The sequence below is a fragment of the Priestia sp. D3YE.R1 genome (genome assembly GCF_049199565.1).
In the GTDB taxonomy this organism is placed as follows: domain Bacteria; phylum Bacillota; class Bacilli; order Bacillales; family Bacillaceae_H; genus Priestia; species Priestia aryabhattai.
On the sequence record NZ_JBLTHW010000001.1, the window covers coordinates 1,558,694 to 1,584,675 of the forward strand.

General features: G+C 37.9%; 35 protein-coding genes. 17 read left to right on the forward strand and 18 right to left on the reverse strand.

Going from position 1 to position 25,982, the window contains the following annotated elements; genetic code table 11:
- Window positions 1–23: 23 nt before the first annotated feature.
- From ACOZIR_RS08310 to gvpA, 10 genes are all read right to left on the reverse strand, one after another.
- Window positions 24–548: a hypothetical protein gene (locus ACOZIR_RS08310; RefSeq protein WP_045294237.1), complete on the reverse strand. Its 525-nt coding sequence runs from the start codon at window positions 546–548 to the stop codon at window positions 24–26.
- A gap of 145 nt (window positions 549–693) precedes the next feature.
- Window positions 694–822 carry a hypothetical protein gene (locus ACOZIR_RS08315; protein ID WP_256972393.1) on the reverse strand — a complete coding sequence of 43 codons (129 nt, stop codon included), beginning with the start codon at window positions 820–822 and terminating at the stop codon, window positions 694–696.
- 32 nt (window positions 823–854) lie between these two features.
- A complete protein-coding gene (locus tag ACOZIR_RS08320) occupies window positions 855–1,172 on the reverse strand; it encodes a gas vesicle protein (protein WP_013057928.1) in 318 nt (105 codons plus the stop codon).
- A 14-nt stretch (window positions 1,173–1,186) separates the two neighbouring features.
- Window positions 1,187–1,471, reverse strand: a complete 285-nt coding sequence (locus ACOZIR_RS08325) for a gas vesicle protein K (RefSeq protein ID WP_045294235.1) — start codon at window positions 1,469–1,471, stop codon at window positions 1,187–1,189.
- The gene (locus ACOZIR_RS08330) at window positions 1,461–1,712 is read right to left on the reverse strand and encodes a gas vesicle protein (protein ID WP_045294233.1); all 252 of its coding nucleotides are present in this window, start codon (window positions 1,710–1,712) and stop codon (window positions 1,461–1,463) included. The genes ACOZIR_RS08325 and ACOZIR_RS08330 overlap by 11 nt, the downstream gene beginning before the upstream one ends.
- Window positions 1,709–2,533 (reverse strand): GvpL/GvpF family gas vesicle protein, encoded by an 825-nt coding sequence (locus ACOZIR_RS08335; RefSeq protein ID WP_045294314.1) that lies wholly within the window; start codon window positions 2,531–2,533, stop codon window positions 1,709–1,711. Before ACOZIR_RS08335 ends, ACOZIR_RS08330 begins: the two co-directional genes overlap by 4 nt.
- 9 nt (window positions 2,534–2,542) lie before the next feature.
- Window positions 2,543–2,800: a gas vesicle protein GvpG gene (locus ACOZIR_RS08340; protein WP_014459264.1), complete on the reverse strand. Its 258-nt coding sequence runs from the start codon at window positions 2,798–2,800 to the stop codon at window positions 2,543–2,545.
- The gene (locus ACOZIR_RS08345; RefSeq protein WP_045294231.1) at window positions 2,797–3,567 is read right to left on the reverse strand and encodes a GvpL/GvpF family gas vesicle protein; all 771 of its coding nucleotides are present in this window, start codon (window positions 3,565–3,567) and stop codon (window positions 2,797–2,799) included. Before ACOZIR_RS08345 ends, ACOZIR_RS08340 begins: the two co-directional genes overlap by 4 nt.
- Before the next feature lie 23 nt (window positions 3,568–3,590).
- The gene (locus ACOZIR_RS08350; RefSeq protein ID WP_029714943.1) at window positions 3,591–3,854 is read right to left on the reverse strand and encodes a gas vesicle protein GvpO; all 264 of its coding nucleotides are present in this window, start codon (window positions 3,852–3,854) and stop codon (window positions 3,591–3,593) included.
- Window positions 3,855–3,877: 23 nt separating this feature from the next.
- Window positions 3,878–4,156, reverse strand: coding sequence for a gas vesicle structural protein GvpA (gvpA, locus tag ACOZIR_RS08355; RefSeq protein ID WP_029714942.1), 279 nt, complete (start codon window positions 4,154–4,156; stop codon window positions 3,878–3,880).
- 436 nt (window positions 4,157–4,592) lie between these two features.
- Here gvpA and ACOZIR_RS08360 point away from each other — a divergent pair, with 436 nt between their 5' ends.
- Entirely contained in the window at window positions 4,593–5,417 is an 825-nt protein-coding gene (locus ACOZIR_RS08360) for a radical SAM protein (RefSeq protein ID WP_310877886.1), read from the forward strand.
- Window positions 5,418–5,454: 37 nt separating this feature from the next.
- On the opposite strand, the gene ACOZIR_RS08365 is transcribed toward ACOZIR_RS08360, so the two are convergent.
- Together ACOZIR_RS08365 and ACOZIR_RS08370 are read right to left on the reverse strand one after the other, a co-directional pair.
- A complete protein-coding gene (locus ACOZIR_RS08365; protein ID WP_310877885.1) occupies window positions 5,455–5,838 on the reverse strand; it encodes a nuclear transport factor 2 family protein in 384 nt (127 codons plus the stop codon).
- 18 nt (window positions 5,839–5,856) lie between these two features.
- Entirely contained in the window at window positions 5,857–6,336 is a 480-nt protein-coding gene (locus ACOZIR_RS08370) for an RrF2 family transcriptional regulator (RefSeq protein ID WP_045294225.1), read from the reverse strand.
- Between the two features lie 162 nt (window positions 6,337–6,498).
- Here ACOZIR_RS08370 and ACOZIR_RS08375 point away from each other — a divergent pair, with 162 nt between their 5' ends.
- Together ACOZIR_RS08375 and ACOZIR_RS08380 are read left to right on the forward strand one after the other, a co-directional pair.
- Window positions 6,499–7,482, forward strand: coding sequence for a LacI family DNA-binding transcriptional regulator (locus ACOZIR_RS08375; RefSeq protein ID WP_310877884.1), 984 nt, complete (start codon window positions 6,499–6,501; stop codon window positions 7,480–7,482).
- A 272-nt stretch (window positions 7,483–7,754) separates the two neighbouring features.
- Window positions 7,755–8,438, forward strand: coding sequence for a TerC family protein (locus ACOZIR_RS08380; protein ID WP_016764850.1), 684 nt, complete (start codon window positions 7,755–7,757; stop codon window positions 8,436–8,438).
- 39 nt (window positions 8,439–8,477) lie between these two features.
- Here the strand turns inward: ACOZIR_RS08380 and ACOZIR_RS08385 are convergent, their stop codons facing one another.
- A complete protein-coding gene (locus tag ACOZIR_RS08385) occupies window positions 8,478–9,029 on the reverse strand; it encodes a helix-turn-helix domain-containing protein (protein ID WP_045294221.1) in 552 nt (183 codons plus the stop codon).
- 95 nt (window positions 9,030–9,124) lie between these two features.
- Between ACOZIR_RS08385 and ACOZIR_RS08390 the strand changes: the two genes are divergently transcribed.
- The 3 genes from ACOZIR_RS08390 (at window position 9,125) to ACOZIR_RS08400 (ending at window position 12,524) form a co-directional block, all read left to right on the forward strand.
- Window positions 9,125–9,850 carry an AzlC family ABC transporter permease gene (locus ACOZIR_RS08390; protein WP_045294219.1) on the forward strand — a complete coding sequence of 242 codons (726 nt, stop codon included), beginning with the start codon at window positions 9,125–9,127 and terminating at the stop codon, window positions 9,848–9,850.
- Window positions 9,847–10,176, forward strand: coding sequence for an AzlD domain-containing protein (locus tag ACOZIR_RS08395; RefSeq protein ID WP_045294217.1), 330 nt, complete (start codon window positions 9,847–9,849; stop codon window positions 10,174–10,176). Before ACOZIR_RS08390 ends, ACOZIR_RS08395 begins: the two co-directional genes overlap by 4 nt.
- Window positions 10,177–10,625: 449 nt before the next feature.
- Window positions 10,626–12,524 (forward strand): endonuclease MutS2, encoded by a 1,899-nt coding sequence (locus tag ACOZIR_RS08400; protein WP_310877883.1) that lies wholly within the window; start codon window positions 10,626–10,628, stop codon window positions 12,522–12,524.
- Between the two features lie 185 nt (window positions 12,525–12,709).
- Here ACOZIR_RS08400 and ACOZIR_RS08405 read toward each other — a convergent pair whose 3' ends face one another.
- Both ACOZIR_RS08405 and ACOZIR_RS08410 read right to left on the reverse strand, forming a co-directional pair.
- Complete coding sequence (locus ACOZIR_RS08405; RefSeq protein WP_263045241.1) at window positions 12,710–13,123, reverse strand: DUF1259 domain-containing protein; 414 nt, start codon at window positions 13,121–13,123, stop codon at window positions 12,710–12,712.
- A gap of 114 nt (window positions 13,124–13,237) precedes the next feature.
- The gene (locus ACOZIR_RS08410) at window positions 13,238–13,894 is read right to left on the reverse strand and encodes a DUF975 family protein (RefSeq protein WP_310877882.1); all 657 of its coding nucleotides are present in this window, start codon (window positions 13,892–13,894) and stop codon (window positions 13,238–13,240) included.
- A gap of 391 nt (window positions 13,895–14,285) precedes the next feature.
- Here ACOZIR_RS08410 and ACOZIR_RS08415 point away from each other — a divergent pair, with 391 nt between their 5' ends.
- From ACOZIR_RS08415 to ACOZIR_RS08430, 4 genes are all read left to right on the forward strand, one after another.
- A complete protein-coding gene (locus ACOZIR_RS08415) occupies window positions 14,286–14,648 on the forward strand; it encodes a DUF4440 domain-containing protein (protein ID WP_310877881.1) in 363 nt (120 codons plus the stop codon).
- Between the two features lie 83 nt (window positions 14,649–14,731).
- Window positions 14,732–15,292 (forward strand): signal peptidase I, encoded by a 561-nt coding sequence (gene lepB, locus ACOZIR_RS08420; RefSeq protein ID WP_310877880.1) that lies wholly within the window; start codon window positions 14,732–14,734, stop codon window positions 15,290–15,292.
- A 292-nt stretch (window positions 15,293–15,584) separates the two neighbouring features.
- Window positions 15,585–16,148, forward strand: a complete 564-nt coding sequence (locus ACOZIR_RS08425) for an NAD(P)H-dependent oxidoreductase (protein ID WP_310877879.1) — start codon at window positions 15,585–15,587, stop codon at window positions 16,146–16,148.
- Between the two features lie 325 nt (window positions 16,149–16,473).
- Window positions 16,474–16,638: a hypothetical protein gene (locus ACOZIR_RS08430; protein WP_162871488.1), complete on the forward strand. Its 165-nt coding sequence runs from the start codon at window positions 16,474–16,476 to the stop codon at window positions 16,636–16,638.
- Between the two features lie 81 nt (window positions 16,639–16,719).
- On the opposite strand, the gene ACOZIR_RS08435 is transcribed toward ACOZIR_RS08430, so the two are convergent.
- Entirely contained in the window at window positions 16,720–16,974 is a 255-nt protein-coding gene (locus ACOZIR_RS08435) for a hypothetical protein (RefSeq protein ID WP_013057893.1), read from the reverse strand.
- Window positions 16,975–17,336: 362 nt separating this feature from the next.
- Between ACOZIR_RS08435 and ACOZIR_RS08440 the strand changes: the two genes are divergently transcribed.
- The 7 genes from ACOZIR_RS08440 to ACOZIR_RS08470 all read left to right on the forward strand — a co-directional run bounded on the left by ACOZIR_RS08440 (window position 17,337) and on the right by ACOZIR_RS08470 (window position 23,922).
- Window positions 17,337–18,143 carry a cell wall hydrolase gene (locus ACOZIR_RS08440; protein WP_013057892.1) on the forward strand — a complete coding sequence of 269 codons (807 nt, stop codon included), beginning with the start codon at window positions 17,337–17,339 and terminating at the stop codon, window positions 18,141–18,143.
- 582 nt (window positions 18,144–18,725) lie between these two features.
- Window positions 18,726–19,676, forward strand: a complete 951-nt coding sequence (locus tag ACOZIR_RS08445; RefSeq protein ID WP_045295421.1) for an ABC transporter permease — start codon at window positions 18,726–18,728, stop codon at window positions 19,674–19,676.
- Entirely contained in the window at window positions 19,669–20,616 is a 948-nt protein-coding gene (locus ACOZIR_RS08450; protein WP_045295420.1) for an iron chelate uptake ABC transporter family permease subunit, read from the forward strand. The genes ACOZIR_RS08445 and ACOZIR_RS08450 overlap by 8 nt, the downstream gene beginning before the upstream one ends.
- Window positions 20,610–21,368 (forward strand): ABC transporter ATP-binding protein, encoded by a 759-nt coding sequence (locus tag ACOZIR_RS08455; RefSeq protein ID WP_045295419.1) that lies wholly within the window; start codon window positions 20,610–20,612, stop codon window positions 21,366–21,368. Before ACOZIR_RS08450 ends, ACOZIR_RS08455 begins: the two co-directional genes overlap by 7 nt.
- A gap of 24 nt (window positions 21,369–21,392) precedes the next feature.
- Window positions 21,393–22,346: a siderophore ABC transporter substrate-binding protein gene (locus ACOZIR_RS08460; protein ID WP_045295418.1), complete on the forward strand. Its 954-nt coding sequence runs from the start codon at window positions 21,393–21,395 to the stop codon at window positions 22,344–22,346.
- 326 nt (window positions 22,347–22,672) lie between these two features.
- A complete protein-coding gene (locus tag ACOZIR_RS08465) occupies window positions 22,673–23,527 on the forward strand; it encodes a manganese catalase family protein (protein ID WP_045295417.1) in 855 nt (284 codons plus the stop codon).
- 254 nt (window positions 23,528–23,781) lie between these two features.
- Window positions 23,782–23,922: a hypothetical protein gene (locus tag ACOZIR_RS08470; protein WP_169746700.1), complete on the forward strand. Its 141-nt coding sequence runs from the start codon at window positions 23,782–23,784 to the stop codon at window positions 23,920–23,922.
- A 468-nt stretch (window positions 23,923–24,390) separates the two neighbouring features.
- Here the strand turns inward: ACOZIR_RS08470 and ACOZIR_RS08475 are convergent, their stop codons facing one another.
- Both ACOZIR_RS08475 and ACOZIR_RS08480 read right to left on the reverse strand, forming a co-directional pair.
- Window positions 24,391–25,470: a PrsW family intramembrane metalloprotease gene (locus tag ACOZIR_RS08475; protein ID WP_045295415.1), complete on the reverse strand. Its 1,080-nt coding sequence runs from the start codon at window positions 25,468–25,470 to the stop codon at window positions 24,391–24,393.
- Between the two features lie 252 nt (window positions 25,471–25,722).
- Window positions 25,723–25,971 carry a hypothetical protein gene (locus ACOZIR_RS08480; protein WP_045295414.1) on the reverse strand — a complete coding sequence of 83 codons (249 nt, stop codon included), beginning with the start codon at window positions 25,969–25,971 and terminating at the stop codon, window positions 25,723–25,725.
- Window positions 25,972–25,982 lie beyond the last annotated feature (11 nt).

Genomic DNA, 25,982 nt, shown 5'->3' on the forward strand with positions numbered 1-25,982 from the left:
GCTTTTGCTAATTGGGGCATTTCTCATTTTGCTTCAAATTTTATGTTTTTACCAGCAGGAAATTCCGATTGATCTTTCGCTTTTGTATCCTTTACCACCCAGGACGTCTTTACCTTAGCTGCTGCTAAAATATCTTTGATTTGCTTGTCGTTTAAGCCTTTCGTATACAGGACAAATTCCCTTGTATAGATGTTTTTGTTTTCTTGCTCTTCATCTGAACCGCTGCCAAACCAATATCTTGTTTGCTGATCGTCTTTCATGTTATTAAAAGCTTCTTTATAGTTAGGTAGCTTAACTTGAATATCCGACAGGTAGTCCGTACCGTGTAAAGTAAGAGTCATATGTACTTTGTGAAAATCTTTTTTAGAAGGGCTTGTTAACCCTGATGTTCCAACTTCACTAAATTCTTTTTTCGTCAGTGGTTTAACTGTAGTAAAAACAGAAACTTTTGGATTTGAATGATTTGTCACAACGTCTTCGGTACTGCAGGCACCTAAAATGAACACCGTTAAAAGAGCATAAACTGCTCCCATCACTTTTTTCTTCATGCTCGTTCTCCTTTGTCATTAATAGATAATGGTACTCATTCGCCATGTTCATTATATTTACCTTTATTTGTCTCAACGTCATGATTAATGAAGAAAAGTATAGAAACATTAAAAAGAGAAATACCGAGGCATTTCTCTTTTTGTTCTATGAGTCTGGATTAAGTGACGTATGCGTATACTCCGGCATACGCTCTTCTTTTTCCGTTAGCTGAGTATCGGGGATTTGCTGCTCTTGTGAAACAGGAGACAGCGTAGATTTTTGTTCAGGATTCATGTTTGTTATTCCTCCTTCTATTAAGTGAGCTGTTAATCAAGCGAAAGCAAATCATCTTGAATTCGTTGCGTTAAAGATGCCACTTGCTGTGTTAAACTGTCATTTTCCGCCTGGAGTTTTTGATAAGACTGATTTGCTTTTGAACATAGGTAAGGGTCTGTTTCCCACCAGTCCATGCCAATTTCTCTTGCTTTATCAATAGAAGCGACAAGCAGCCGGATTTTTATTGTTAAGAGTTCAACATCAGCAATTTGGACTTTAATATCTCCAGCAATGACAAGACCTTTATCTAATACTTTTTCCAATACTTCTACAATGGTGCCCAGCTGCCCGTTATGTTCCGCCGCCATTTTTCCACTCCTTGTTATAACACTTTTCCTAGGGGACCTAGATCAATATTTAAATCTTCATTTGTAAAGTTAAACACTGTTTTTAGCTCCTCCATTTTGTTCTCTAACTTCATCAACGCCACGCCCAGATCTTCGATTTGAGCGTCCGTCAGGTTTCCGCTGTCCACTCGGCGAATCGCATGTTTTTCAATGAGCTGCCGCAGTAATTCAATGACGGTTAATACAAGCTGCGCTAGGCCTTGTTCAGCATTTTCCGCACTCAGCTCAATGCGACCGTTTCGTTTGAGGTTATTTTCCATTTCGCAACGCCTCCGTTTCCTGTTCAAACTGCTGAGAAGAAATGATTTGACGATCATGCGAGCCTATCAGCGTTTCTACAGAAGAAATCAATACGCGCAGATCAAGATAGACTAAATCAATTCCGGCAATTGAAATCAATAAATCACCTTTAATGGCAATTCCTTTATCGAGGATCACATCTAATATATCAATGAGGGCAATGTCTTTTTGCTCGAGCATTTGTTTTCGCAGCGATGTCATCCCGCATCTTTCTCCGAGCGCAGGGTGTCGATATGATAAGCAGGCCATGGTCCTGTTACTTCAATGTTTAGTCCCATGTTTTTGTAAAGCGTTTGCTTGTTGCTAATGGCTTTTAGAAACGATTCCACATTGCTCTGGGACAAAAGGTAGATGCTGTTCCAGCACATGCTATAGCTGTCGCCGGTTATTTTTTGACTCCAGTTATTTTTGATTTTATGATAAGCGGCGTAGGGACTTATCTCACTGTGCAGGTGATCACAAAGTGAAAGCTGTTCTTTTTCTGTTTCTTCTTCAATCAGCCTTTCTATCTTTTTACGTTCAAAAAACTGTCTGCCTGGAGGCATCGTATTTATTTCTTCTTTTTTCTTTTGGATCGTTTCATTGTATGTTAAGAGGTAGCTCTTTAAATGATTCGTATGGGCATACACTTTTATATTCCATTCTTCAGATTTTTTTAAAAGCTGAAGAGAAGAGAGGGTTTTTTCTTTGTTATCGACAATACTTTTTTGGCAGCTGTCCTTGCTTTTATAGACAGTACAGAATTTCATTGGAAGAAGCGTGTAGTGCTTCTGTAAGAAAAGAAGGGTCTCATGGTGATGCACAGCTTTGGCCTGCAGCCATTTCATATCGTGCTCGATCTTTTCTTTCAGCATTTCTTCTGAATACTCATCGCTTGGCAAGTCGCATACAAATGCGGTAATATCATCAAAGCAAAGAGTATAGATAGGGTTGTTCTTGTCCATGCCTTCAAGGGCGGGGAAGGAAATTTGCTTAGCTTCTTCGGTTGGAACTAGACCATATAAATAAATGAGCTTTTCCATCATTTAACCTCACTTTTGTTTCTTCGTCATTGATTCCCATCTTTTTAATTCATATTCTTTTGCTGCTTCATACCTCAGCAGCAGTTCTTTTTCTTTTTCCATATATGCATCTTCTGGTATCTCTCCAAGCTCATACATCATTTGAAGATGAACGATTTTTTGCTGAATAAAAGAGACATCGTAAAGTTCTTTATCCGCTTCTTCCTTGATTTTCTGGCCGACTTTTACAATGAGTGTGACAGGAGACAGCAGCAGTTTATGAATCATACATTCTCTTCTACTTTTAATTGAATATTGATAAAGTTATAAGCAGCCCACGGTCCGGAATATTTAAAATCCGCTTTGTGCTTCCATTTTTCATACAGGTCATTTACACGTTCATCAAACGCTGCTTCTTTTTCTCGGTCAATTAAAAAAGAAGCATTCAAAAGCATCGTTTCGACAATAGGGGGATTGAGTCTCGACGCTTCAGCCATCGGTTCTAAATGTTGATACAGCTCTTTTTTACAGTCGTGCTGAAGCTTTAAAAAGAATTTCTGAGCTGTTTCTCCGTGCGCAATTTGTTTATAAAAATCAGCACTGGCAGAACGCGGGTTTCGTACTTGCTGCAAAGAAGAGTCTTGATTCACTTTTTGTTTCAGCCAGTCCGCTTTCCCAATTACTTTTAGTCCGACTTCTATTTTTCCTTTTAACTGTGGGAAAAGGGAAGCGAACTGTGGATATAAGTTTTCTAACAGCATTTCAACATCTTGTTGACTATGAAACACATTGCCAAAGCTGATTGGAATAACCGAATCATGCTCATTCATTACTTTGGAAATCACCTGCTGGTGCGCTGTGACATTCTCTTTTGTAGGGTGATAAATTTTAAGAGGAAAGGCAGCAGCCACTATAGCTGCATCTCGGTAATGAATGGTAAAAGTAGCTCTTTCTTGATGATCAATCGTGACGCTGCCAAACGTATGCGCCTCGGTGGCGGGAATGCTGCAAAAAATATAAATGCCCGTTGCTTCACTCATCGATTTCTGTTTCATTCCTTTCCATTAAAATAATAGGATTACTTCTCTGCTGGAGAGCTTCGATAGCGCAGGCTGGTGCGTGAAAAAGACGTGATGTTATGCTGCTTATTGACCAGCACTTCATAGATACCAAGCAGTTCATCTTTTGCATAGCGCCTCATATACTCCTGTTCTTCAAATGCTTCAAGTGTTATTTTCCATCCTCCATTTTGAATCGATTCATACGAAATAATTCGATGAGGAGGAGCGACGTGTTCTTTAAAAAAATCAGTCACGGCTTCCATGATTTCGGCTACTTTCACTTCTCTAATCCACCTTTATAAGTTTATAAATCTAAATCTTGCAAAAGGTTTAACTGTTCAAGTTTGTTTCCGCTGTTATTGGAAGAAAGGAAATCTTCTCTTTCGTTATGAAGCAATCGAATGGCCTCAGCGTACCTCAGCCATGTGTCCACGCTCGCAATCACGATTCTAGCTTCAATGGTGATTAATTCAATACCAATCACAGAAATACGAGCGAATACGTCAATTACTACACCTTTATCTAAAATTCGGTCAACTACTTCAGCTAGACTAGAACAATCGTTTGATTTGTTAATCGTCATGATGAAAATCCTCTCATGTTGCGTAGTGAAATATATACGTTTGCTAATCTTGCTATTAATGTGCGTGATGTTGTAAAAAATATACAAATAAAACGTACATAAATTAAAAAATAGTATAAAATACCATGATTATTTTTGTTTAGATACGGGTAGAGTTAAGTACATTACTTTTATCCATTGATGAATGAAAACACATACATAAAAAACAAAAGGAGTGGAGAAAGATGAGAAAAGAAGAGCAGCCGGTATTATCTGATTTTATTGAAAAGGACCAATTTGAGTTAAATTCATATTTAACCTCTTTACTTGAAACGACAAGCGAAAAGAAAGAAAACCAAAGTTGATGAGTTGAAAACATATAGGACTACTTTCCATCAGGAAAGTAGTTTTTTCATTTATAAGCTTGATATAATTTTTGAACAAAGAGGTGATAAAGATGAACGAAAAAGACGTCATTTCGAAAAGTATTTTAACAAAAGCGACCGGCTTTTTGGCATCGGGTTATACTCATAGTTTAAATCCGTATGCCGGATGTGCATTTTCCTGCAAATTTTGCTACGTGCGAGAGCTGCCAATTCAGCGTTTTAAAGAGATGGAGTGGGGGACATGGCTAGAGTTGAAAGCCAACGCAGCCGAAGTCTATCAAAAAGAAATACAAAAGCTGCGAAAAAAAGAGCAGCCGGTGCGCATTTTTATGTCTTCAGCGACAGATCCCTATCAGCCGGCTGAGCGTAAAGCAGGCATCACTCGGGCTCTTTTAGAAACGATGATCAATCATCCGCCTGATTTTTTACTGATTCAAACAAGATCGCCGCTTGTGACGAGAGATATTGATTTGCTTTTACAGCTTCAAAACGTATGTGATCTTCGCGTATCGATGACTGTTGAAACAGACCGAGAAGATGTAAAACAAATTTTTTCTCCTTATGCTCCGGGGATGAAACTTCGTATGAACGCTTTAAAAAAAGTAAAAGAAAGCGGAATTTCAACGCAAGTAACCATTGCTCCAATGCTTCCTTTCACGCCTGAATTTCCTCGGGAAATAGAAGGAATGATGGACCGAATTTGTATTGATACCTTGTACTTAGGAGACGGTTCCTTAGGGAAAACCTCAAAAAGGCTAGGGATGCCGGAACTATTTGAGCAGCACGGTTTCCTAGACTGGTATGACAAAGACATTCATATCAAAGCCATTCGTTATTTTGAAAAATTTTATCCTTCTTCGATGATTTACCTTTCTCAAGAGGGGTTTGCTCCGTAAAAAAAGAAGGGCCCATACAGCCCTTCTTTTCTCCATCTTAATTTTTATACGTATCAAACATGTTTGTGTCATCAGGTACGTTTTCTAAATAACTGATCTTCCCGTTTTTATCTAACTTAGCAATATCTTTTCCCGTTTGAGTAAATACGCCGCCAGATGCACGTTTTCCACACACTGCCCAAGGCGTTTCAAACATGTCCGTACCTTCAACTGCTTTCCAGCCTTCGAACATATGCTTAATATCAGCATTTTCTTTAAAAACCATTTTCACAAACAGCTTCCAGTTTTCAATGCCTTGCTTTTCGTGGCCGTTTAAGACAAATACGATATCGTCTGAAAAAAGGCTCACCAATTCTTCAAACGCTTGTTCGCTTGTACGTGATTGATCGAATAAATCAAAATATCTATTTAAGTTTTCCATCATAATCTCCTTTGGGTGCTACAGCACCATTTTTTCTTCTACTGTTGCTTTTAGCTTATCCAGGTTTTCTTTTGGACATTTTTTGTGAATTTCATTTGTGAGCGTGGCAATGGTTTGCCGTTTTAAAATGGACTGCCATGAAGATTCGGCTTCTTCCATTAAATCGGATAATAAGCAAATATCTTTGTCTTTTAAATTAAGCATATCGTGAAAAATACCGCTTGATGAATAAAGAGACTGCTTGCCTTCAATGGCTACGTATACGTCATAGATTCGAATTTCTTCCGGCGTTTTCTTTAAGCGAAATCCACCTTTGCTTCCAGGAACGGAGGCGAGTAAATCAGCGCTAACCAGCTTGCGAAGAAGCTTTTGAAAATACGTAGGCGAACCGCCAAGCTGAGTGCTGATAACATCTCCTGGCAGCACAGCTTTTTCAGGTAAAAACGTAAGCAGCAAAATGGCATATACCGATTGCTCAACGCCTGTTTTCATATGCAAAAACATCATCTCCTGCTATATGTGTACAACATGGATAAAGATTATCCACATTTAGGTTATCATACCGCTTATGAAGCAAAAAGTAAAGCAGTTACTTAATATACACGCGATATTCGTGTATACTGGGAAAGAAGAGCAGCAACAAAATACGGAGATGAGAGAATGACAACTATTGCAGATATCGCTCGACTTGCAGGAGTAGCAAAAAGCACTGTATCCCGCTACCTTAACGGAGGGTCTGTGAGCGATGCGACGAAACGAAAAATTGAAGGAATTATTAAAGAAACAAACTATAGCCCAAATGCTTTTGCTCAAAGCTTAAAAGCAAAAAAAACAAATATCATCGGTGTCATTGTTCCGCGCATGGGTTCTTTTGCGACTTCCCGCACATTAGATGGTATTGACCAAGAACTTAGAGACCACCACTATCAAATGATTGTTTCCAATTCTAATCAAGATTTAGAAAGAGAAATTGAAAATATTTATACGCTGGCTAAGCAGAAGGTAGCCGGTATTATTTTGCTTGCCGTTCAGATCACAAAAGCTCATTTGGAAGCGTTCCGTACGATTTCAATTCCCGTTTTGCTGATTGGACAGGAGCATAAAGAAGTCCACAGTTTAATTCATCAAGATTACGAGGCTGCATGCGACATTGGAAGGTACATAGGGGAAAAAGGGCATAAAAAAATCGCTTTTTTAGGCGTAACCGAAAAAGACATAGCTGTAGGTGTAAAAAGAAAAGAAGGTGTAAAGCAAGGTCTTAAAGACAGCGATTGCGAGATTCGCTATTATCAAACAAGCTTTAACATGAGCGATGCAATTGGAGCAGCTACGGCAGTGATGAACGAATTTAACCCGTCCATGATTGTATGTGCGACCGATAACATTGCGCTTGGTACATTAAAGGCAGCTTATTTAAACGGACTGCGCGTTCCTGAAGATGTATCCATTACCGGCTTTGGCGGCTATGAAATTACAGGTGTGATTCATCCGAGCTTAACGACCGTAAAATATTACTATAAAGAAGCGGGACAAATGGGGGCACAGCGAATTATTAAGCTGGTTAACGGTGAAGAAGTCGAAAAGCTTACACTTTCGAACTATGAATTGATTGAAAGAGAAAGCGTTGACAATCGTTTTACATAAAAAACGATTGACAGAATGTAGGAGATGCTATAGTATAAGTGGTGTAAATACAAACAAATAATTGAACGTATCTCCTAAAGGGGAGTAGCTTTAACAGCAAAGTCGTCATTACAGAGATTATCTCTCGGCTTTGTTGGCGACATTATGTTGTTAGCAAGACCTTTACCGCTTATTTGGTAAGGGTCTTTTTTGTATTCAATTATAAAAAAGGAGGAAAAGGTTCGGACATTTAGAGGAGAAACGTTACATAAAAAGAGAAGGTGGAGGTAACTATGGAGGAACTAATTGGTGTATCAGTGCAAGGTTTGCTGCAAATTATTTTTCTTGATTTAATTTTAAGCGGGGATAACGCGATTGTGATTGCAATGGCAGCTCGCAACGTACCAAAGGACTTACAAAAAAGAGCGATTTTAATTGGAACAGGCGGCGCGATTGGTCTTCGATTATTATTTGCGGCTATTATTGTCCCATTATTAAAAATCCCATTAATCGGAGCGGTCGGCGGCTTGATGCTAGTCTGGATTGCATATAAATTACTAGCGGATAATCACGATCACGGTGACAATCCTCAAGGTGGAGCAACGGTATGGAGTGCGGTTAAAACGATTATTATCGCAGATGCGGTCATGTCATTAGATAACGTATTAGCTCTAGCTGGTGTAGCTCATGAATTTGTTCCAATTATGATTGGTGTATTAATTTCAATTCCGATTATTATTTGGGGAAGCAGCTTTATTATGAAAGCAATGGAAAAATTTCCGATTATCATTTATGCCGGAGCGGCGATGCTCGCATGGTCTGCTGGAAAAATGATTGTTGAAGATAAAATCATCGGCGGATTTGTTCCAAGTACAGCTTTACATCTTGCTGTGCAAGTTATCTTAACCATTGCAGTTGTAGGCATTGGATACATGAAAAACAAAAAAATGAAAAAAGAACAAGCCCACGCAGCTTAATAAAAAAAGAGCGTACGGATCATCCGTACGCTCTTTTTTTTATGATTCGGGGTAGTGCATAAGCAAAAAAAAGCTTGCTTCTTTTTCAGAAGAATTGATATAGCTGTGAGAGGTATTGCCTGAAAAATGCAGAGCGTCTCCTGAGACTAATTCATGTTCTTCATTTTCAAAACGAACCGTTAATTCTCCTTCTTTAATAAGTAAGTATTCATCTCCTAAGTGAGTTTTCGCTTCATGCACGCATCCGGGCTTTAATGTAACAATGTAAATTTCAAACTTTTTTTCCGGATGATAAGGGAAAAAAGAATACACTAAGTAATCACCTTTGTTGTCCGTGATGGGCTCTAGCTGTTTTATGCTTACTTTCTGTACACCCGGAGTGTCTTCTTTCATAAATACGGAAAAAGAGACTTGAAGGCCGTTTGCGATTTTCCAAAGAGTGGTAACCGTCGGACTGGATTTGCCTTTTTCAATTTGTGCAAGCATTGCTTTGCTCACACCCGTTAATTCGGAAACTTGATCAAGCGTCAAATTTCGATTTTTTCGTAATTTAACAAGATTTTTAGCAATAATATCTTGAATTGCGTCCATTGTTGTACTCCTTTAATTATTATAAAGATAGTATAACATACCGTTGTTTAATATAACGTATAGATGTATAATATAGCAGAAAAGGAGGGAGTACGGTGATCGCAGAAAAAGCAGTACAGCAGAGAGAAAAAGTGGATTTAACGTTCAGACAAGGGGCTAAGGACTGTGTCCCCACGCTACTCGGTTACATAAGCATAGGGCTTGCCGCCGGGATTGTCGGAGTGTCCTCGCATCTTTCCGTTATGGAAGTTACTTTATTATCAGCACTCGTGTATGCCGGGGCTGCTCAGTTTATTATTTGTGCACTGATGGTTGCTAACAGTTCGATTTCAGCTATTATTCTCACAACATTCATCGTTAACTTACGACATTTTCTTTTGAGTGCTACGGTCGCGCCTAAATTTACAAAATATTCGTTATTAAAAAACGTTGGAATTGGAGCACTTCTGACGGATGAATCATTTGGAGTGTCTTCAAGTAAAATTGCAAAAGGGGAGCCAATTAATGACCGCTGGATGAATGGATTAAATATAACGGCTTACGTCAGCTGGATTATCGCCTGTACGATAGGAGCTATTTTTGGTCATTTGCTATCTGACCCGGAAGCCTTTGGGTTTGATTTTGCCTTAACGGCTATGTTTTTAGCTCTGCTTGTTTTACAAATCGAAAGCGTGTTACCTTCAAAGTTTAATCATTATTTACGTTTGATTCTTTATATGGCGATTATTATGATTGTGCTGTCTTTTTTGGTACCTTCACATGTGGCTGTATTAATTTCAACGATTATTGTAGCGACAATTGGGGTGGTGACGGATAAATGAGTATCCACTATTCAACACTTATCGTTATTTTAGGGTGTGCCCTTGTTACCTTAGTTCCTCGTATTGTTCCGTTTTTAGTTGTGCGTAACATCGCACTGCCACAACCCGTATTAAAATGGCTATCCTATATTCCTATTTGTATTTTAACAGCACTTGTTGTACAGAACTTTATCATTCAAGCAAATGACAGCGTAAAGATTAACTGGCCCGTCATTATCGTAGTTATTCCAACCTTACTGATTGCGCTGAAAACCAAAAGCTTATCCATCACCGTTATTAGCGGAGTTGGAATGATGGCGCTCCTTCGTTTTTTTCTTTTGTCATGAAAGCTCAAGTTATGTCTTGAGCTTTTTACTGTCTCCTTTACGCACGCTTTTTCATATAGTATGATAAGAGTGTAAATTAGAAGCCAATGAAAACTAAAATATAGATGAGGTGCTTTTATGAGCGGAGTAGTATCTAAATAGGAACAATTGAATGAAATAAATTAAATAAGCAAGACGGGTATTTTTTGGAGAGTGAAGGTACCCTTTATTTGCTTATGGATTTATTTCACTGCCTATGAAGATACCTACAATGCTTTATAAAGGGTTCGGCATTTGTCGCGAAAGAGGCGTCTGTTTTTACAGAGCTTTCTTTCGTGATATGTGTTTAGACACCTTATGAACGCAAAAGCTGTGGGATCACCACAGCTTTTTTTGTTTACCTTTTTCATTGCCTTCTAATAAATAGGTATCTTCATATGTGATGACAAATCATAGTGAGGAGAAAAACCATGAATACGATGACATTTGAAAAATTGCAGTATCAGGAATTAAAAGAAATCGTAAAATCTCACTGCGTAAGTGAGCTGGGAAAACAATTAATGGATAAACTTCAGCCGAGCACATCTCTTAAAACAGTAAAAAACCGACTTAAAGAAACAACGGAAGCACGAAGACTTCTAGATGCTGAGAAATCACTTCCGCTATCAGGTGTCTCAGGTATAGGAAGAGTCATCGGAAAGCTTGAAAAAGGCATGATTTTAGAGCCCGAAGAGCTAATGCGAGTATCCGATTTTTTAAAAGGCTGCAGAAAAGTAAAACAATATATGGTGGATAAAGAATTTTTTGCTTCGCTCTTAAGTTCCTATGCTCATTCGATGAAAGAACTGACAAGTATAGAAGAGGAAATTAATTTTGCGATCAAAGCCGGAAAAGTAGACGCTGCGGCAAGCAAAGAGCTCAAGCGTATCAGAAGACATATAGAAGGAACGGAAGCTAAAATTTCAGAGCAGCTTGCGAAATTTTTACGAAACGGTAAAAACAAAGAGTATATTCAAGACTTCTTCATCAGTAAAAAAGGAGACCGCTATACGATTCCGATCAAGGCATCCTATAAAAATCATGTTGGAGGAACGATTGTTGAAACATCTTCTAAAGGGTCAACAGTGTTTATAGAGCCGGCATCTATTACAAAGCTGAATGCGGAACTAGCGATTTTGAAAGCAGAAGAAGAGGTAGAAGAATATCAAATTTTAGCATCTTTAACAGGTTTAGTGTTAGAGAAGCTAGCTGATATTCATATTAATTTAGAGCTAATTAGCCAATACGACATGGTGTTTGCCAAAGCAAAATACAGTAAACAGGCAGATGGAATCGAACCTAAAATTAATGATTATGGATATATTCATTTAAAAGGCGCATATCACCCGCTGTTAACTGGTAAAATTGTTCCGCTTCACTTCGAAATTGGCGAGAATTATCGAAGCTTAATTATTACGGGACCTAACTCAGGAGGAAAAACCGTTGTCTTAAAAACGATTGGGCTACTGACACTGGCTACAATGTTAGGATTTCATATTACAGCTGATGAAGGAACAGAAATTTCATTGTTTGAACATATTTTTGTCGATATCGGCGACAACCAAAGTATTGAAAATGCGCTGAGTACCTTTTCCTCACACATGAAAAATATATCGGCTATTTTGCAAAAAGCAACGAACAATACGCTGCTCCTATTCGATGAAATTGGCAGCGGCACCGAACCGAATGAAGGAGCTGCACTTGCGATTGCGATCTTAGAAAAGTTTTATCATATGGGCTGCATAACGGTCGCGACTACGCATTACGGAGAAATTAAGCGTTTCTCAGAAATTCATCCTGACTTTATGAATGCCGCGATGCAGTTCAACAGTAAAACATTAGAACCGCTGTATCAGCTGTTAATTGGCACATCTGGAGAAAGCAATGCGCTTTGGATTTCAAAGAAGATGAAGGTAGAAGAAGAGATTTTACAAAAAGCAAAGTTCTATATGGAAAGCAAATCGTATGATACGGAAGTCGTCAGAGAAAATAAAATAAAAAAACCAACTATTTTGAAGGAAAAGAAAAAAGACCGTGTTGAATACCAAATAGGAGATCGAGTAAAACTGTTAGATTATGAGAATCATGCGATTGTGTATAAGTCTAAAGACAACACAAATAATATAGTCGTACTCTATCAGAATGAGTTAATTGAAATAAACGTTAAGCGAGTAGCTCTTGAAATCAAAGCTGCTGAATTATATCCCGAAGGCTATGACCTCGATTCGTTATTTATTAGCTATAAAGACCGAAAAGAGCAGCATGATCTGCAGCGAGGATCAAAAAAAGCATTGCGGAAAATTGAAAAAGATATACGTGAAAATAGATAAAGCAGAAACCCAGTACTTATAAGAAAGTGCTGGGTTTTGTTTTTATGTAGCTTCTCAAAAATACATAGCGCCCTTTTGTTAATGACTTAAAAGGTAAGGAGGTTTCCTTTAGCTATATTAGTAATCTATAGGTATAAAAAACATCTCTCACCTCTCTAATGTACCTGAGAGATACGTTTAATAAATTATTCGTTTGTCGGAACAGGAAGACTCTTGAGCATTGTAAAACAAAAAGCCATTTTTTTTGCAAAATGTAAAGGAGGCTCTACAGATTGAATATGAAGATACATAAGGACCGGTTCTGTGAAAAGCCAATGGTTATGCAAAGCGCTTACGATAAGACCTTGCCGCGCAGCAGCTTCTGTAAAACGAGGGATTTCTTCTTGTAAAATAGCAATCTCAGCCAAGTTTAACGCGTTTCCCTGTGCATCTATCGCCTCAAATGATACACCAACAGGAACGACAGAGCTGCTTTTTCGCCCTTGAACATGAGCTTGAAAGCTTCTTTTAAGCGACACTGAGCATCCTGTTGAACTAACTTTGCTTTTAGCGTTTAAAATCTGGCCAAACTGCTGACAAATTTCACTTGTAGTATACATATAAGCTCCTGCCTTTCTTCTATACTCTTAGTAAGCTTTATGACATAAGAGCTTCACTTATGCAAACCGTGTTCTTATAAAAAAATCCTCTTCACGATGAAGAGGATTTTTTTATTATTCAGCATGCGATGAGCGTTCGTTTAACAAATTTTCATAAAAACGAGCAAGTGAAGCAGAAAGGTATGGAATAGACCATAAAAAGCCGATTCCTAGTGTAATAATACTTAATAAAAACCAGCCAAGAAAGCTTAGCAGCAGCAGGAAGTACTGTCCTTTATAACCATTCATCAACCTGCGGCTTTCTGTAATCGCTTGATTCATCGAGTAAGCAGGATTGTCTTTACAAATATAGTACGTTTGTGAATATGCCAGTGCTTTAATAATTCCAGGAATCAGTAAAAGCAGTGACCACAGCATCACATAAAGAGTCATAAGTACATAAATTCCTAATGACTTTACATAAAGACCGAAGTCTTGGAATGTTTTAAACAAGTGCCTCAATTGAACAGATTCACCTCGTGCTAAACCTAAAAATGCCCAGTAGTTCGCCATAAGAAGAGGTGAAAAGACGATAGCAAAGGCAGTTGAAATCCATGAGGACGAGTCAGATTCATCTTTCATCCAATTTTCATAGCCGCCGCTTGCCACAATTTCAAATGGAATAGGCAGAAGCGTATATACTCCGTACGTCACCACCGTCAGTAGAATCGCAAGTCCCCAGCGATTCTTTAAAGAAGCTTTAGCTTCTCTTTTAATCGTACCGATGTTCATGTTGTTCCTCCTTTAATGTTGCAAAACAGTATCTTTTTGCTCGTATTAACATGTAAACCATGCACAATTGTTAATTTTGTATGAAATGAAAATAATAGTCAATAGGTTCTGAGATGAAAAGCAAAGCTCCTGCGAAAAAATTTTACTAGACAGATAGAAATCGCTAAATAGGTACAATCTGCTTTTGAGCTGCTTTTGAAGAAGGAGGAGGTGCAAAAGCACTGTGTGCGATACTTTATTTTAATATGAAGTGAAACTTTTATGGAAAAACTTTCTAAAATAGGAGGGGTTTCTATGTTTGAAATGATCAAAATGATGCAACAAGTCTTAAGTGAAAACGGCAGTATTCCTTTATAATGAATGTAAGAAAGAATGAGAGGAGGCTGTGAAAGTGGAAATAGCGAATATCACCCAAATATTTTATGAGTTAGAATCCATGCACTTAAAATCAGAAGTACGAACCTCTGCTAAAGAGCTTTCAAACATTCTTGCAGATGATTACGTGGAGTTTGGCAGTTCGGGCACGGTATGGAAACGAAAAGATTACAATAACAATCATGTGCTTTCGCCAGATGTATTTGAAATCTCTCATTTTCATGTAGACGTATTGTCTCCTGACTGCGTATTAACTACCTATCATCTTATGAACCATACGGCAGAAAAAAAGACGCTTCGCAGTTCTATTTGGCGAAAAAGAGAAGAAAAGTGGCGCTTGTTTTTCCATCAAGGCACAGTGACAAATGGTGATCAATAAATAAGATTATTCGGTTATTATTATACTTTCCCTTTATTTGATGCTATGATGAAAGTATATTTTGACGTAAGGGATGTTTTGAAATGAGCAAAAATAACGTAAAAAAAGAAGTGTTTTCATGGATTAAGTCCATTGTTATTGCATTGGTTATTGTAGTGGGAGTTCGTCATTTTTTATTTGCGCCAACTACGGTTCACGGTGAATCGATGTATCCAACGTTTGAAGATTCAAACCGCGTTATTTTAAATAAAATCAGTGATGTTGATCGCTTTGATATGATTGTATTTCATGCACCGGATGCAGATGAAAATTATATTAAACGTGTAATTGGACTGCCAGGAGATACGATAGAAATGAAAAACGACGTTCTGTATATTAACGGCAAAGCTTATAAAGAGCCGTATTTAAAAGAATCTAAAAAATCTCTTGCACCTAATGAAAAATTCACGGAAGATTTTACGCTTCAAACGCTGCCTGCAACTGATGGCAAAGTGAAGGTACCGAAAAATTCACTGTTTGTAATGGGGGACAACCGTCCTGTAAGTCATGATGGACGAGCATTTGGCTTCATTCCACAAAAATCAGTTATCGGAAAAGTGCAGTTTCGCTACTATCCGTTAAATGAAGTAGGCGAACCGAAATAAAAAAAGGGAAAAAGGCTGGCGGAATTTAATTCGCCAGTCTTTTTTATTGGGTTAAAAGAACTGATTTTAAAAAAACGATTTGCTTTATACAAGTTAAACATCTTCTAAGGAATTAGTAAATTAGACCTTGTGTTTTTCTTTGTTTAGGAAATCATAAGGGTGTTTAAAAAGGGACTTCTAGGTACCTATGTTACTTCAAAGTAAGAGTAGATACTGATAGATAAGCAGTTTTTATGGGTATACAGATATATGAAGATAAAGAAGTAAGGATTTTGGAAAGGAGCAGGTCAGCATGAAAAACGTATTAATCATTAATGGACACGAGTATTATAAAAAGTCAAAAGGAGAGTTAAATCAGACGATTTTTAACGAAATGCAGCATTTACTCACTGATCAATTTAACATTAAAACAACGGTGGTTGATAAAGGCTACGAAGTAGAAGAAGAAATTGAAAAGTGGCTATGGGCTGATGTTGTGATTATGCAGACGCCTATTTACTGGTTCAGCATTCCCGGAAAGTTTAAGCAATATATTGATCGCGTGTATATGGATGATATTTTCTTTAAAGGCTCAAATCAATACGGGCGAGGCGGCTTATTAAAGAGGAAAAAATACATGTTTTCTCTTACATGGAATGCGCCAGAAGCTATTTTTAACAATGACGAAGCTTTCTATGAAGGAAAAAGTTTAGACGAAGCCATTATGCATTTGCATAAAATGAATCAGTACGTCGGTATGAGTCCACTTCCAACTTACTCTATTCATGATGTAGTCAAACATCCAAACATTGATCACTACAAGCATAAATTAGAAAATCACGTAGCAGAAGTATTTGGAATAGGAGAGCGTCAATAAAAGTATAGCCATTCGTTTTCTGAGAGTATCCTTGGATTTTACAGCTAGTAAAAGAAAAAAATATAAAAAAGCTGCTTTCTATCCATGTAATGGATAGAAAGCAGCTTTTTTACGTGACAGTTTCAAACTTCAGGGTGTGAGGTGGGATAGTTTTTGTTTACCCCTCTATATCTAAATAAAACAATCTAAATGATAATGAAGTAGAACTTATTTATTCCATTTGTTTATAAATTGTTTAAATATAAGATGAAGCCGTTTAGCTTTGGAAAATAAGGGAAGAGACATACTAACTTGCCTGTGTATATTTAGAAAAGGAGGGATAAAGATGTCGTTAGCTCATTTTGATGATATTTCAGAAATTTGCTATGCATGTGAAAAACAGCCTCTTGGGAAAAGACAAAAACGCATTGGCGTATGGACGGAAAAAGAAATGAGAAAGCCTACCGAAGAAAGAGTCGAAAATCAGAAGGTGGTCGCACTTTCTCGTTAACGTAAAAAAGCCTTTAGCTCATCTAAAGGCTTTTTTACGTATTGGCGTTTGGACATGTGTGAAGGGGCATAGGGGCAATCGTTATAAATCTTCTAGTCTTTGAACTTTTTTGCCTTCTATTTTATGCTGTTCCATCGTTTCTTTTAACTCCTTGTTCGCCGTTGTCATCGTTGTTTCATTTGTTACGCCCATAAATGACCAGCCGTGAGATTCAAGCCAGTACTTGAATTCCCGCAAAAACTCCTCCTGCGTTCCTCCCGTATGATAAAAAGCTCCTTGAATCGTAATAGCCGGTTTTTCCGTATTATACGTTACATACATTTTATTTGCACACATCCAAATGGACCTCCTTTATTAATAAACAAACGTAAATTGACAAAGAAGCGCTGAATCATTCCTCAATAGTTACACTATTTCTCTATTTGACTGCTGTTTTCCTTTTTATCTCTGTGATTAATCATAATTAAATCAAGTTTTTTACAGAAAGAGAAATGTAAGTAAACAGATAAAAAGCTCGTTTCGCAATGAAATCGTCATATTTCTACATATTCTTTAAGGGTCATGTAAAAGTTGTAACATAATGAATGGCACTGTAAGAAACTTAATCCAATTAGAACAAATGTTACTGTTTTTTTTAATGAAAAGGCGAATCTATGTGCTAAGGTAATAACAGGTTCAAATTTTAGGAGGTAGTTTTTGTGAGTAAAAAACGTGTAAAAAAATGGGCAGTTGCTTCTGCAGCGTCTGTAGCATTTCTAGCAAGTCAAGGAACAGCATCAGCAGCAGCTTCGCACAAAGTCGTAAAAGGAGATACCTTGTGGGGGCTTGGCCAACAAAATGGGGTTACGGTAGATGAGCTGAAAGGTGCTAATAACCGCCAAAACGACATGATTTACGTTGGAGAAACATTAACGATTCCTGACCAGGGACAAGCACAACCTGCCGCTAGTCCGGCAACATCTGTACATACAGTAGCACAAGGCGAAACGTTATATCATATTGCAACACAAAACGGCATGACTGTGGATCAGTTAAAAGCTGTTAACGGTTTACAAAGTGATATCATTACCATCGGACAAACTTTAAAACTTCAAGGAGAAGCACCGGCGCCGGCACAAACTGCTCCGTCTACATCGGTTTCTGCACAAGATCAAGATTTACTAGCAAGATTAGTAGAAGCAGAAGCAAAAGGTGAGCCGTACCAAGGAAAAGTAGCGGTAGCAATTGTGGTATTAAACCGCGTAGCTTCACCGGAATTCCCAAATAACATTCACGACGTTATTTATCAGCAGCTAGGAAACGGCGTATATCAATTTTCACCAGTAGCAAACGGAGCAATTAATCAGCCTGCATCAGAAGAATCAAAACGAGCGGTAAGCGAAGCATTATCAAACCCGCATGAAAACGATGCGCTGTTTTTCTATAATCCGAAAATCGCTGAAAGCCAATGGGTTGCAACGCAGCAAGTAACGGCAGTTATCGGAAATCATGTATTTGCAAAATAAGTAGATTCCTTTCAAATATAAACATATATTTCATATATATGTAATTTTGATACAAAAAGGTTGCGACAAAAGTATTTTGCTTAAAGTTAAATCCGAACTATTAATAGTTCGGATTTTTTTGTTGTTATGGTGAACGTAGATTTCATGTCTGCAGTGGCTTCTAGCTGTTGATTAGAGGGCAAGGCCAAGACTCCTGCGAAAAAAAGAGGAAGAGGTGAGATCGCAGGAGCGTAAGCGGCGAGGAGGCTCATCGGCCGCCTGCTGAAATCAACAGCGGTGTACTAAGCGATTCATGCTAGCTCATGTATCCTACTTATTCGTCTTTAGATTAGAGTAATGAAGCTATGTCTCAATCCTTTTTTATATGAAGAGAGAAATAGCTATTTTTAAGTCTAATTGAATCTTAAAATGCCTCAACAGATCCATTTGTTAAGGCATTTTTTTGCTTAAATTTTGAGAAAACCATTGATTATTTAGAGAATAATGATATGATAAAGAAAGTCAATTGATAATGATAATCATTTACACGTGATAAAGGAGGAGATAATTAGACTTATAGCGGAAAGAAAGGAGTAAGGAAAGTTGAAGTTTTATCAGTTAATTCTTGTGTTTGCTGTACTAGCGGTTTCGTCTCTTTTTATAGGAGTACAAGATCTGTCAGCGATGGATCTGTTTCATTTAAGCAAAGAAGAAAGCCAAACGCTGTTTTTTAGTCGTTTTCCTAGGCTCTTGAGTATTATTATGGCGGGAATGAGCCTTAGTATTTGCGGATTAATTATGCAGCAAATTACGCGAAATAAGTTTGTATCTCCAACAACCGCAGGAACGATGGACTGGGCAAGACTTGGTGTGTTGATTTCTCTACTAGTATTTGCTTCAGCAAGTCCTCTATTAAAAATGAGCATTGCTTTCATTTTCTCACTCGCGGGCAATCTATTGTTTATGAGAATACTAGACAGAATTAAATTTAACGATACGATTTATATTCCACTAGTCGGTTTAATGCTCGGCAGTATCGTAAGTTCCTTGGCTACCTTCATCGCCTACAAATACGATTTGATTCAAAACCTTTCTTCATGGCTGCAAGGAGACTTTTCGCTAGTAGTCAAAGGGAGATATGAACTTTTATACCTGAGTATACCGCTCTTAATAATTGCTTATCTTTACGCAGATAAGTTTACGGTTGCTGGTATGGGAGAAAGCTTTTCAATCAACTTAGGCGTGAAATACAAACAAATCGTAAACATTGGATTAGTCATTGTTTCGCTTATTACGTCGATTACGATTTTGACCGTTGGCATGCTGCCTTTTTTAGGGTTGATTATCCCAAATATCGTATCGATTTACCGTGGAGATCATTTGCGAAAAAGCCTGCCTCATACAGCGCTGCTTGGAGCTGTGTTTGTACTTGCGTGCGATATTTTAGGCAGAGTCATTATTTTCCCTTATGAAATTTCCATTGGGTTAATGGTGGGTGTAATAGGAAGTGCGATCTTTCTTTTTATGCTGATAAGGAGAGGTCGTTATGCATAACAAACATAAAATCATCATTCTGGCCGCGCTGGCCGTTTTATCAGCGGCGCTGTTTATCAGCTACGATTTAGGCTACTGGCAGTACACGCTGCCGCGAAGAATTGAAAAAGTTGCGGCGATTATCTTAACCGGAGGAGCCATTGCGTTTTCATCCGTTATCTTTCAAACGATTACCAATAATCGAATCTTAACTCCTAGTATTCTAGGACTGGATTCACTGTATTTATTTCTGCAAACGTTTATTGTGTATATCTTTGGCTCGACGAATATTTTCATCATGAACAAAAATCTTAATTTTCTTCTTTGCGTTTCGCTGATGATTATCTTTTCGGTCTTGCTTTACATACTGATGTTCAAAAAAGCCGGTAAGAATATTTTCTTTATTTTACTGGTTGGAATTGTGTTCGGCACGTTATTTAAAAGCATGTCTTCATTTATGGAAATGCTGATTGACCCGAATGAATTTCAAGTTGTACAAGATAAATCATTTGCAAGCTTCAACAATGTTAATACCGATTTGCTATACATATCAGCGGTCATATTTATCCTGCTTGGCATTTACGTGTGGCGCTTTACATCCATTTTTGATGTCCTGTCGCTGGGAAGAGAACACGCGGTAAATTTAGGTATTGATTATGACAGGCTCGTCAAAAAAATGCTGATTGTGATTGCCATTTTTGTCTCAGTGGCTACGGCGTTAGTTGGGCCGATCACCTTTCTTGGACTGCTTGTTGTGAACCTTGCAAGAGAGCTGTTCAAAACGTACAAGCACACCTATTTAATGATGGGATCACTGCTGCTTAGTGTTATAGCCCTCGTCGGAGGAGAATTTATCGTTGAAAAAGTGTTCACCTTCAGCACCACGCTGAGCGTCATCATTGACTTTGCCGGCGGAATTTACTTTATTTATTTGCTGCTAAAGGAGAATAAATCATGGTAGAAGTAACAAATGTCAGTAAAACATACGGAGAAAAAACCGTTTTAGAAAAAACATCCGTCGTGATTCCAAAAGGGAAAATCACGTCATTTATCGGCCCAAACGGAGCGGGGAAAAGTACGCTGCTTTCCATTATGAGCCGTCTCATTAAAGCCGACTCAGGGTCAATATCAATAGAAGGAAAAAATATAGAGAATATTGACAGCTCAGATTTAGCCCAAAAAATGAGCATTTTAAAACAGTCCAATCAGCTGAATATCAGGCTTAGCGTACGTGAACTCGTCAATTTTGGCCGCTTTCCTTATTCAAAAGGCCGGTTAACAAAAAGCGATGAACAAGCGGTTGATCAGGCGTTGAGTTATATGAAGCTTGAAAGTATTCAAGACAAATACTTGGATGAACTGAGCGGTGGACAGTGTCAGCGAGCTTTTATCGCTATGGTCATCGCACAGGACACGGAATATATCTTCTTAGATGAACCGCTCAATAACTTAGATATGAAGCATTCTGTTGAAATTATGAAGCTGCTGAAACGTCTTGTAGAAGACTTAGGCAAAACCATTGTGATTGTCATTCACGATATTAATTTTGCGTCTGTCTATTCGGATTACATCGTGGCGCTTAAAAACGGTGAAGTGATCTGTGAAGGCCCAACAGAAACCATCATTCAAACATCTGTATTAAAGGATATATACGATATGGATATTCCAATCGAAACGGTTGGCGGACAGCGTATTTGCGTGTATTTTTCATAAAATTTATTTCATGAGGTGACGAAAGTGAAAAAAGTGTTAGTAATGTTTGTAGCAGTCTTAACTGCGATTGTTATAGCTGCTTGCGGTAATCAAGGAGCAAAAGAAACAAGTGGAGAAAGTAAACAAAAAGAAACGGTAACAGTAACCGATCAGTTCAATAAAGACGGAATTAAAATTGAGAAAAATCCTAAAAAAGTTGTAGTATTCAGCATGGGTGCACTTGATACGCTAGATAAACTAGGGGTTGAAGTAGCGGGCTTACCAAAACAAGCAATTCCTGAGTATTTATCAAAGTATCAAGATGATAAGTATGCTAATGTAGGAGGCTTAAAAGAGCCAGATTTTGAAAAAATCGCAGAACTAAAGCCAGACTTAATTATTATTCAAGGCCGCCAAGCAGATTCATTTGACGAATTCTCAAAAATTGCGCCGACGATCTATATCGATACAGACAACCAGCACTATATGAAGTCATTTAAAGAAAATACAAAAGTACTAGGACAAATTTTTGATAAAGAAGATCAAGCGAAAAAAGAGCTAGCAGCGATTGATAAGCAAATTGCTGATCTGAAAAAACAAACGGATAAACTAGATAAAAAAGCGCTTGTAATGATGGCGAATGATAGTAAAATGACAGCATTTGGTTCAGGTTCTAAATACGGATTAATCCACGACGTATTCGGTATCAAAGCAGCAGACGACAGCCTGGATCCATCGGCTAAGCATGGTCAAAGCATTGCATATGAATATTTAGTTAAGCAAAACCCGGACTACTTATTCGTCGTTGACCGCGGCGCAGCAATTGGTGAAAAATCATCTGCTAAACAAATTGTTGAAAATGAGTATGTAAAAGAAGTCAATGCAGTGAAAAACAATCACGTTGTGTATCTTGATCCAGGCCTTTGGTATTTATCTGGAGGAGGCCTTGAGTCAATGGCTGGCATGATTAAAGAAATCAAAGCAGGGATAGAGAAGTAATAAAGAAAAAAGAGCTGGTTTAAACCAGCTCTTTTTTGCATCCAAAGTATTCACAGTTACATGACTGTAAAAAGACTGCTACGAGCAGTTTTTTGCTTATAACAAAGGGTGTTATCCACGTGTTTCAATGAAGTTTTCTTTTAACTACCCAGAATAAAAAGGTCGCATATGGAAACAGTAGTCATGTGCACATGTTCGAAAGATGGCACGCTAAAATATGTTAAGAGGAAAAGCAACAGATGCTGTAAGTGAAAATCCTATAGCGGACAAAAATCTACATAAGTTAGTTCAAAAAACAAGCAATGTCAATAAAAGGAGTGTTTGATATGTACTATTACAAAGAAGGATTAATTAATGGCATTAAACCGGATAAGCCCGACCCAGCAGCCGCGAAGGTACTGCAAGAAGCGTTAGGCGGTCAGTTTGGTGAAATGCGAACGATGATGCAATATTTTTTCCAAAGCTCTAACTTCAGAGGAAAAGAAACGCAGTACCGAGATTTAATGAAAGGCGTTTTTTTAGAAGAAATAGCTCACGTAGAACTCGTCCAAAATACCATTAATGCACTGTTAGATGAATCTGGCGGAGCTGGGGTAGGAAGTCAAGGTTCAGATCAGGCTCCTCTTGATGAAGCTGTAAAACATGCTAATCCTCATCACTATATTATGGGCGCTCAAAGTTCACTTCCAGTGGATGCGGGCGGGAATCCATGGAACGGCTCATGGGTTTATAATCACGGAAATCTAGTAGCTGATTTGCTAAATAACGTTGTATTAGAATCAACCGGTGTTTTACAAAAAACAAGAATATATGAAATGAGTTCTAACCAGACGCTAAGAGAAACGCTAGGCTTCTTAATTGTTCGAGATAATGCTCATCAAAATGCGTTTGCAAAAGCTCTTGAAACATTGGGCGTGGACTGGGGCAAGCTTTTTCCTGTTCCAAATTACGATATTAACAAATACCCTGAATGCAGAAAATTTGTGGAAATGGGGTATCATAACACGCAATTTGATTTTAGGTTAGATCCGCATCGAATGGGAGAAATATTCCAAGGAGAGACGCCAAGCAGAAACGGCGGACACCTAAGCGTCACACCTCCGCCGGAAGCTTTTCCTGTTCCTCACTTATCTGAAATGCCAAATGAGCACGCTCCAGGTCTTGGAGACATGAACGCATAAAAGTATGCAATTTAACTTTAATGAATTAGAGCTAAAGCAAATAAAAAACATTGACTGAGGACTAGTAGTCAATGTTTTTTTTATGTTTCTTCAGCTATCATTCCTCTAAATGCAAGAACATCCCGCCGTTTACATAAACTTGGGATAAGAGGTTGTTTTACATTTATTTGTGAATTTATTTGTTTTTTATAAGAAGAAAAGGGAATACTTTCTTTAATCACTTGTGATAGAAAGCTAATAAGGGGCATGCTGCTATGAGTAGTCAACAAGATGAATTTTTATTTAAACGAGAGCTCTATCGCTTAGTACAAGAATACAAACGCTGTAAAGCTGAAGAAATTAGACAGGCAATTAAAAAGGATATTCTTCTTTTGAAGAAGGTTATAAATAACTAAAATAGGTAGACACCGGCAAAAAAGCTCATGTTAGTCAATAAATGAGCTTTTTTTCCTGCTTTAAACTTGTTCAAACGAATTAGTATGTCTGTAAATGGTCTTGGGAAGAGTATGGATCATGTTAAACAGAGCTAACGCGGTTGTTTCGGATTCTTCATAACGATAAATGATATCGTTTTCAATGTCGCAGATTTGAAAACTGTTTAATTGTTTTGAATAACTTAATGTAAACCTATTGGCAAGAGTATGAGTAATGTCGCTATCTCTATAATTTACTAAATTTGCTATCATGTGCTTAATTTCAGTTAGGTTCATCCACCAAGTCACCCTTTCATGTTATTGAGGTTATCATACCATGTACAGGTAGTTTGAATGCTGTTTTTTACAATTTGTAACAACAATTTTCAAAATGAAACATAAAGGTAATAAAAAGTTAAAACGAGCAGCTAAACACAAGCTGAACATTTCCTATGAGGATGTAGGGTTTTCTTTGTAATAGGTCAACTCCAGCTTTTTATCTGCGATTTCTTTTAGCCCAATACGAATCATACTAAATACCAAAATCCATAATATAATCGTTAAAATCGTATGGCCTGCTGGGAAAATACCTAGTATAGGTGAGTCCCAAAGAGCGTGCATAAAAACGACAAGCAAAAATACACCGAGAAATTTTGGTTTTATCAACATGCTCCACTGAAATTTCTTATCTCCTTGCACGATGCAGATGGCAGCTCCAGTTAAGGCAGCCCAAGCCACATGTCCTCCAGGAGCAAAAATACTGCGCCAGAGTATCGTAGAATAAAGCATGTGAAAGCTGCCGGAAAGAAGTGCTCGCAAAGCATAGCCAGCGGTTTCAAAAGCAGCAAAACCAGCTCCTATTGCAGCTCCTAAGAGAAGTCCGTTAAGGATATATCTATATTTAAGATTGCGTACAAAATAAATAACCGCGATAACTTTAGCCAGCTCCTCACATATTCCAATCACGATCACGTTTGTGTTATTTCCAAGAATATCATAAAACACAAGTGCTAAGAGAAGGGAGAGGATTCCGCCAATAAAAACGACATAAACAATTTTGTAAATAGCAATATTCTGCGGAGCATTCATTTCCCAAAAGAAAATGAGCGTAGTAAATGGAACTGCAAAAGCACCGACTACAATAAGACCGGGTATGAAGTTGATGTTTTCGAACAAGCTTACGCCTAGATATAGCCCTAAGTATGCGACAAGTGCAATAAGAAAGACCCTTGCAAAAAGCCAAGGCTTTGGCCATGTATTTACAACCTCTTCTATTTTAGGAGTCGTAAGCCCTGTTCCTACAATAAAAAGCCGTTCAGCTTCCATTTCACTGTGCTGTCGGAAGACTCGAGAGAATATATTTCGAAATTTAGGTTCAACCGAACGTTCATTTCTTGGAATTTTATCAACACGATGGGCAAACAAGTAGAATATACTGTAGTTTTCATCACGGTCGACGATTTCATGACCGCAATTTAAGCAGAATTTTACCCCTTTCGGATTAGAATAAGCGCAATGGGGGCATTTCATTTATCTTCCTCCTCTTTCTTTTGACGCTTGTCTTACGACATCTTCTACATCTATTATGTGAGTTGATGAAAAAAGCATAAGAGGGTTTGTAAGGTAATTTGCTTAAATAATGGAACGGTACAGAAGCTATTGCTGAAAGAGACCTCATTAAAGCTAAAAAAGGGCTGTGTCATAAGTCGAACATTCGACTTACAGCACAGCCCTTTATATGATTAAAAATGTGGATGTAAGCCTGTTTTCTTTACAATGCTATTACGCAATAAAAAAGCTTCCTGAAATAAAAACGATGACACCAATGACCATCATTAACGTTTCGCGGTCTTTTTTTTCTGTTTTTTTATTAACAGGCAGCAGCGATTTTGAAAGAGGCTTAGCAAAAACAATGACAAGCATGCAAACAGCAGCAAAGATGCCAAGCGCCACCTGAAAATTACCTTCAATAAAGACGCATGCCATTAAAAGTACAAGACTTATTTTTAGAAAAATTTTTGATAGGTTCACTATCAACACTC

Coding starts and splice junctions, on each gene's coding strand:
- ACOZIR_RS08330 (WP_045294233.1), bottom strand. CDS start 1,712: ATGACATCGCTGCGAAAACAAATGCTCGAGCAAAAAGACATTGCCCTC.
- ACOZIR_RS08410 (WP_310877882.1), bottom strand. CDS start 13,894: ATGAACATCGGTACGATTAAAAGAGAAGCTAAAGCTTCTTTAAAGAAT.
- lepB (WP_310877880.1), top strand. CDS start 14,732: ATGAGCAAAAATAACGTAAAAAAAGAAGTGTTTTCATGGATTAAGTCC.
- ACOZIR_RS08340 (WP_014459264.1), bottom strand. CDS start 2,800: ATGATTCATAAACTGCTGCTGTCTCCTGTCACACTCATTGTAAAAGTC.
- ACOZIR_RS08400 (WP_310877883.1), top strand. CDS start 10,626: ATGAATACGATGACATTTGAAAAATTGCAGTATCAGGAATTAAAAGAA.
- ACOZIR_RS08325 (WP_045294235.1), bottom strand. CDS start 1,471: ATGGAAAATAACCTCAAACGAAACGGTCGCATTGAGCTGAGTGCGGAA.
- ACOZIR_RS08435 (WP_013057893.1), bottom strand. CDS start 16,974: ATGTGTGCAAATAAAATGTATGTAACGTATAATACGGAAAAACCGGCT.
- ACOZIR_RS08475 (WP_045295415.1), bottom strand. CDS start 25,470: ATGAAATGCCCCCATTGCGCTTATTCTAATCCGAAAGGGGTAAAATTC.
- ACOZIR_RS08425 (WP_310877879.1), top strand. CDS start 15,585: ATGAAAAACGTATTAATCATTAATGGACACGAGTATTATAAAAAGTCA.
- ACOZIR_RS08320 (WP_013057928.1), bottom strand. CDS start 1,172: ATGGCGGCGGAACATAACGGGCAGCTGGGCACCATTGTAGAAGTATTG.
- ACOZIR_RS08380 (WP_016764850.1), top strand. CDS start 7,755: ATGGAGGAACTAATTGGTGTATCAGTGCAAGGTTTGCTGCAAATTATT.
- gvpA (WP_029714942.1), bottom strand. CDS start 4,156: ATGACGATTAACAAATCAAACGATTGTTCTAGTCTAGCTGAAGTAGTT.
- ACOZIR_RS08375 (WP_310877884.1), top strand. CDS start 6,499: ATGACAACTATTGCAGATATCGCTCGACTTGCAGGAGTAGCAAAAAGC.
- ACOZIR_RS08335 (WP_045294314.1), bottom strand. CDS start 2,533: ATGGAAAAGCTCATTTATTTATATGGTCTAGTTCCAACCGAAGAAGCT.
- ACOZIR_RS08360 (WP_310877886.1), top strand. CDS start 4,593: ATGAACGAAAAAGACGTCATTTCGAAAAGTATTTTAACAAAAGCGACC.
- ACOZIR_RS08470 (WP_169746700.1), top strand. CDS start 23,782: ATGAGTAGTCAACAAGATGAATTTTTATTTAAACGAGAGCTCTATCGC.
- ACOZIR_RS08455 (WP_045295419.1), top strand. CDS start 20,610: ATGGTAGAAGTAACAAATGTCAGTAAAACATACGGAGAAAAAACCGTT.
- ACOZIR_RS08405 (WP_263045241.1), bottom strand. CDS start 13,123: ATGTATACTACAAGTGAAATTTGTCAGCAGTTTGGCCAGATTTTAAAC.
- ACOZIR_RS08365 (WP_310877885.1), bottom strand. CDS start 5,838: ATGGAAAACTTAAATAGATATTTTGATTTATTCGATCAATCACGTACA.
- ACOZIR_RS08385 (WP_045294221.1), bottom strand. CDS start 9,029: ATGGACGCAATTCAAGATATTATTGCTAAAAATCTTGTTAAATTACGA.
- ACOZIR_RS08395 (WP_045294217.1), top strand. CDS start 9,847: ATGAGTATCCACTATTCAACACTTATCGTTATTTTAGGGTGTGCCCTT.
- ACOZIR_RS08465 (WP_045295417.1), top strand. CDS start 22,673: ATGTACTATTACAAAGAAGGATTAATTAATGGCATTAAACCGGATAAG.
- ACOZIR_RS08315 (WP_256972393.1), bottom strand. CDS start 822: ATGAATCCTGAACAAAAATCTACGCTGTCTCCTGTTTCACAAGAGCAG.
- ACOZIR_RS08345 (WP_045294231.1), bottom strand. CDS start 3,567: ATGAAACAGAAATCGATGAGTGAAGCAACGGGCATTTATATTTTTTGC.
- ACOZIR_RS08430 (WP_162871488.1), top strand. CDS start 16,474: ATGTCGTTAGCTCATTTTGATGATATTTCAGAAATTTGCTATGCATGT.
- ACOZIR_RS08310 (WP_045294237.1), bottom strand. CDS start 548: ATGAAGAAAAAAGTGATGGGAGCAGTTTATGCTCTTTTAACGGTGTTC.
- ACOZIR_RS08450 (WP_045295420.1), top strand. CDS start 19,669: ATGCATAACAAACATAAAATCATCATTCTGGCCGCGCTGGCCGTTTTA.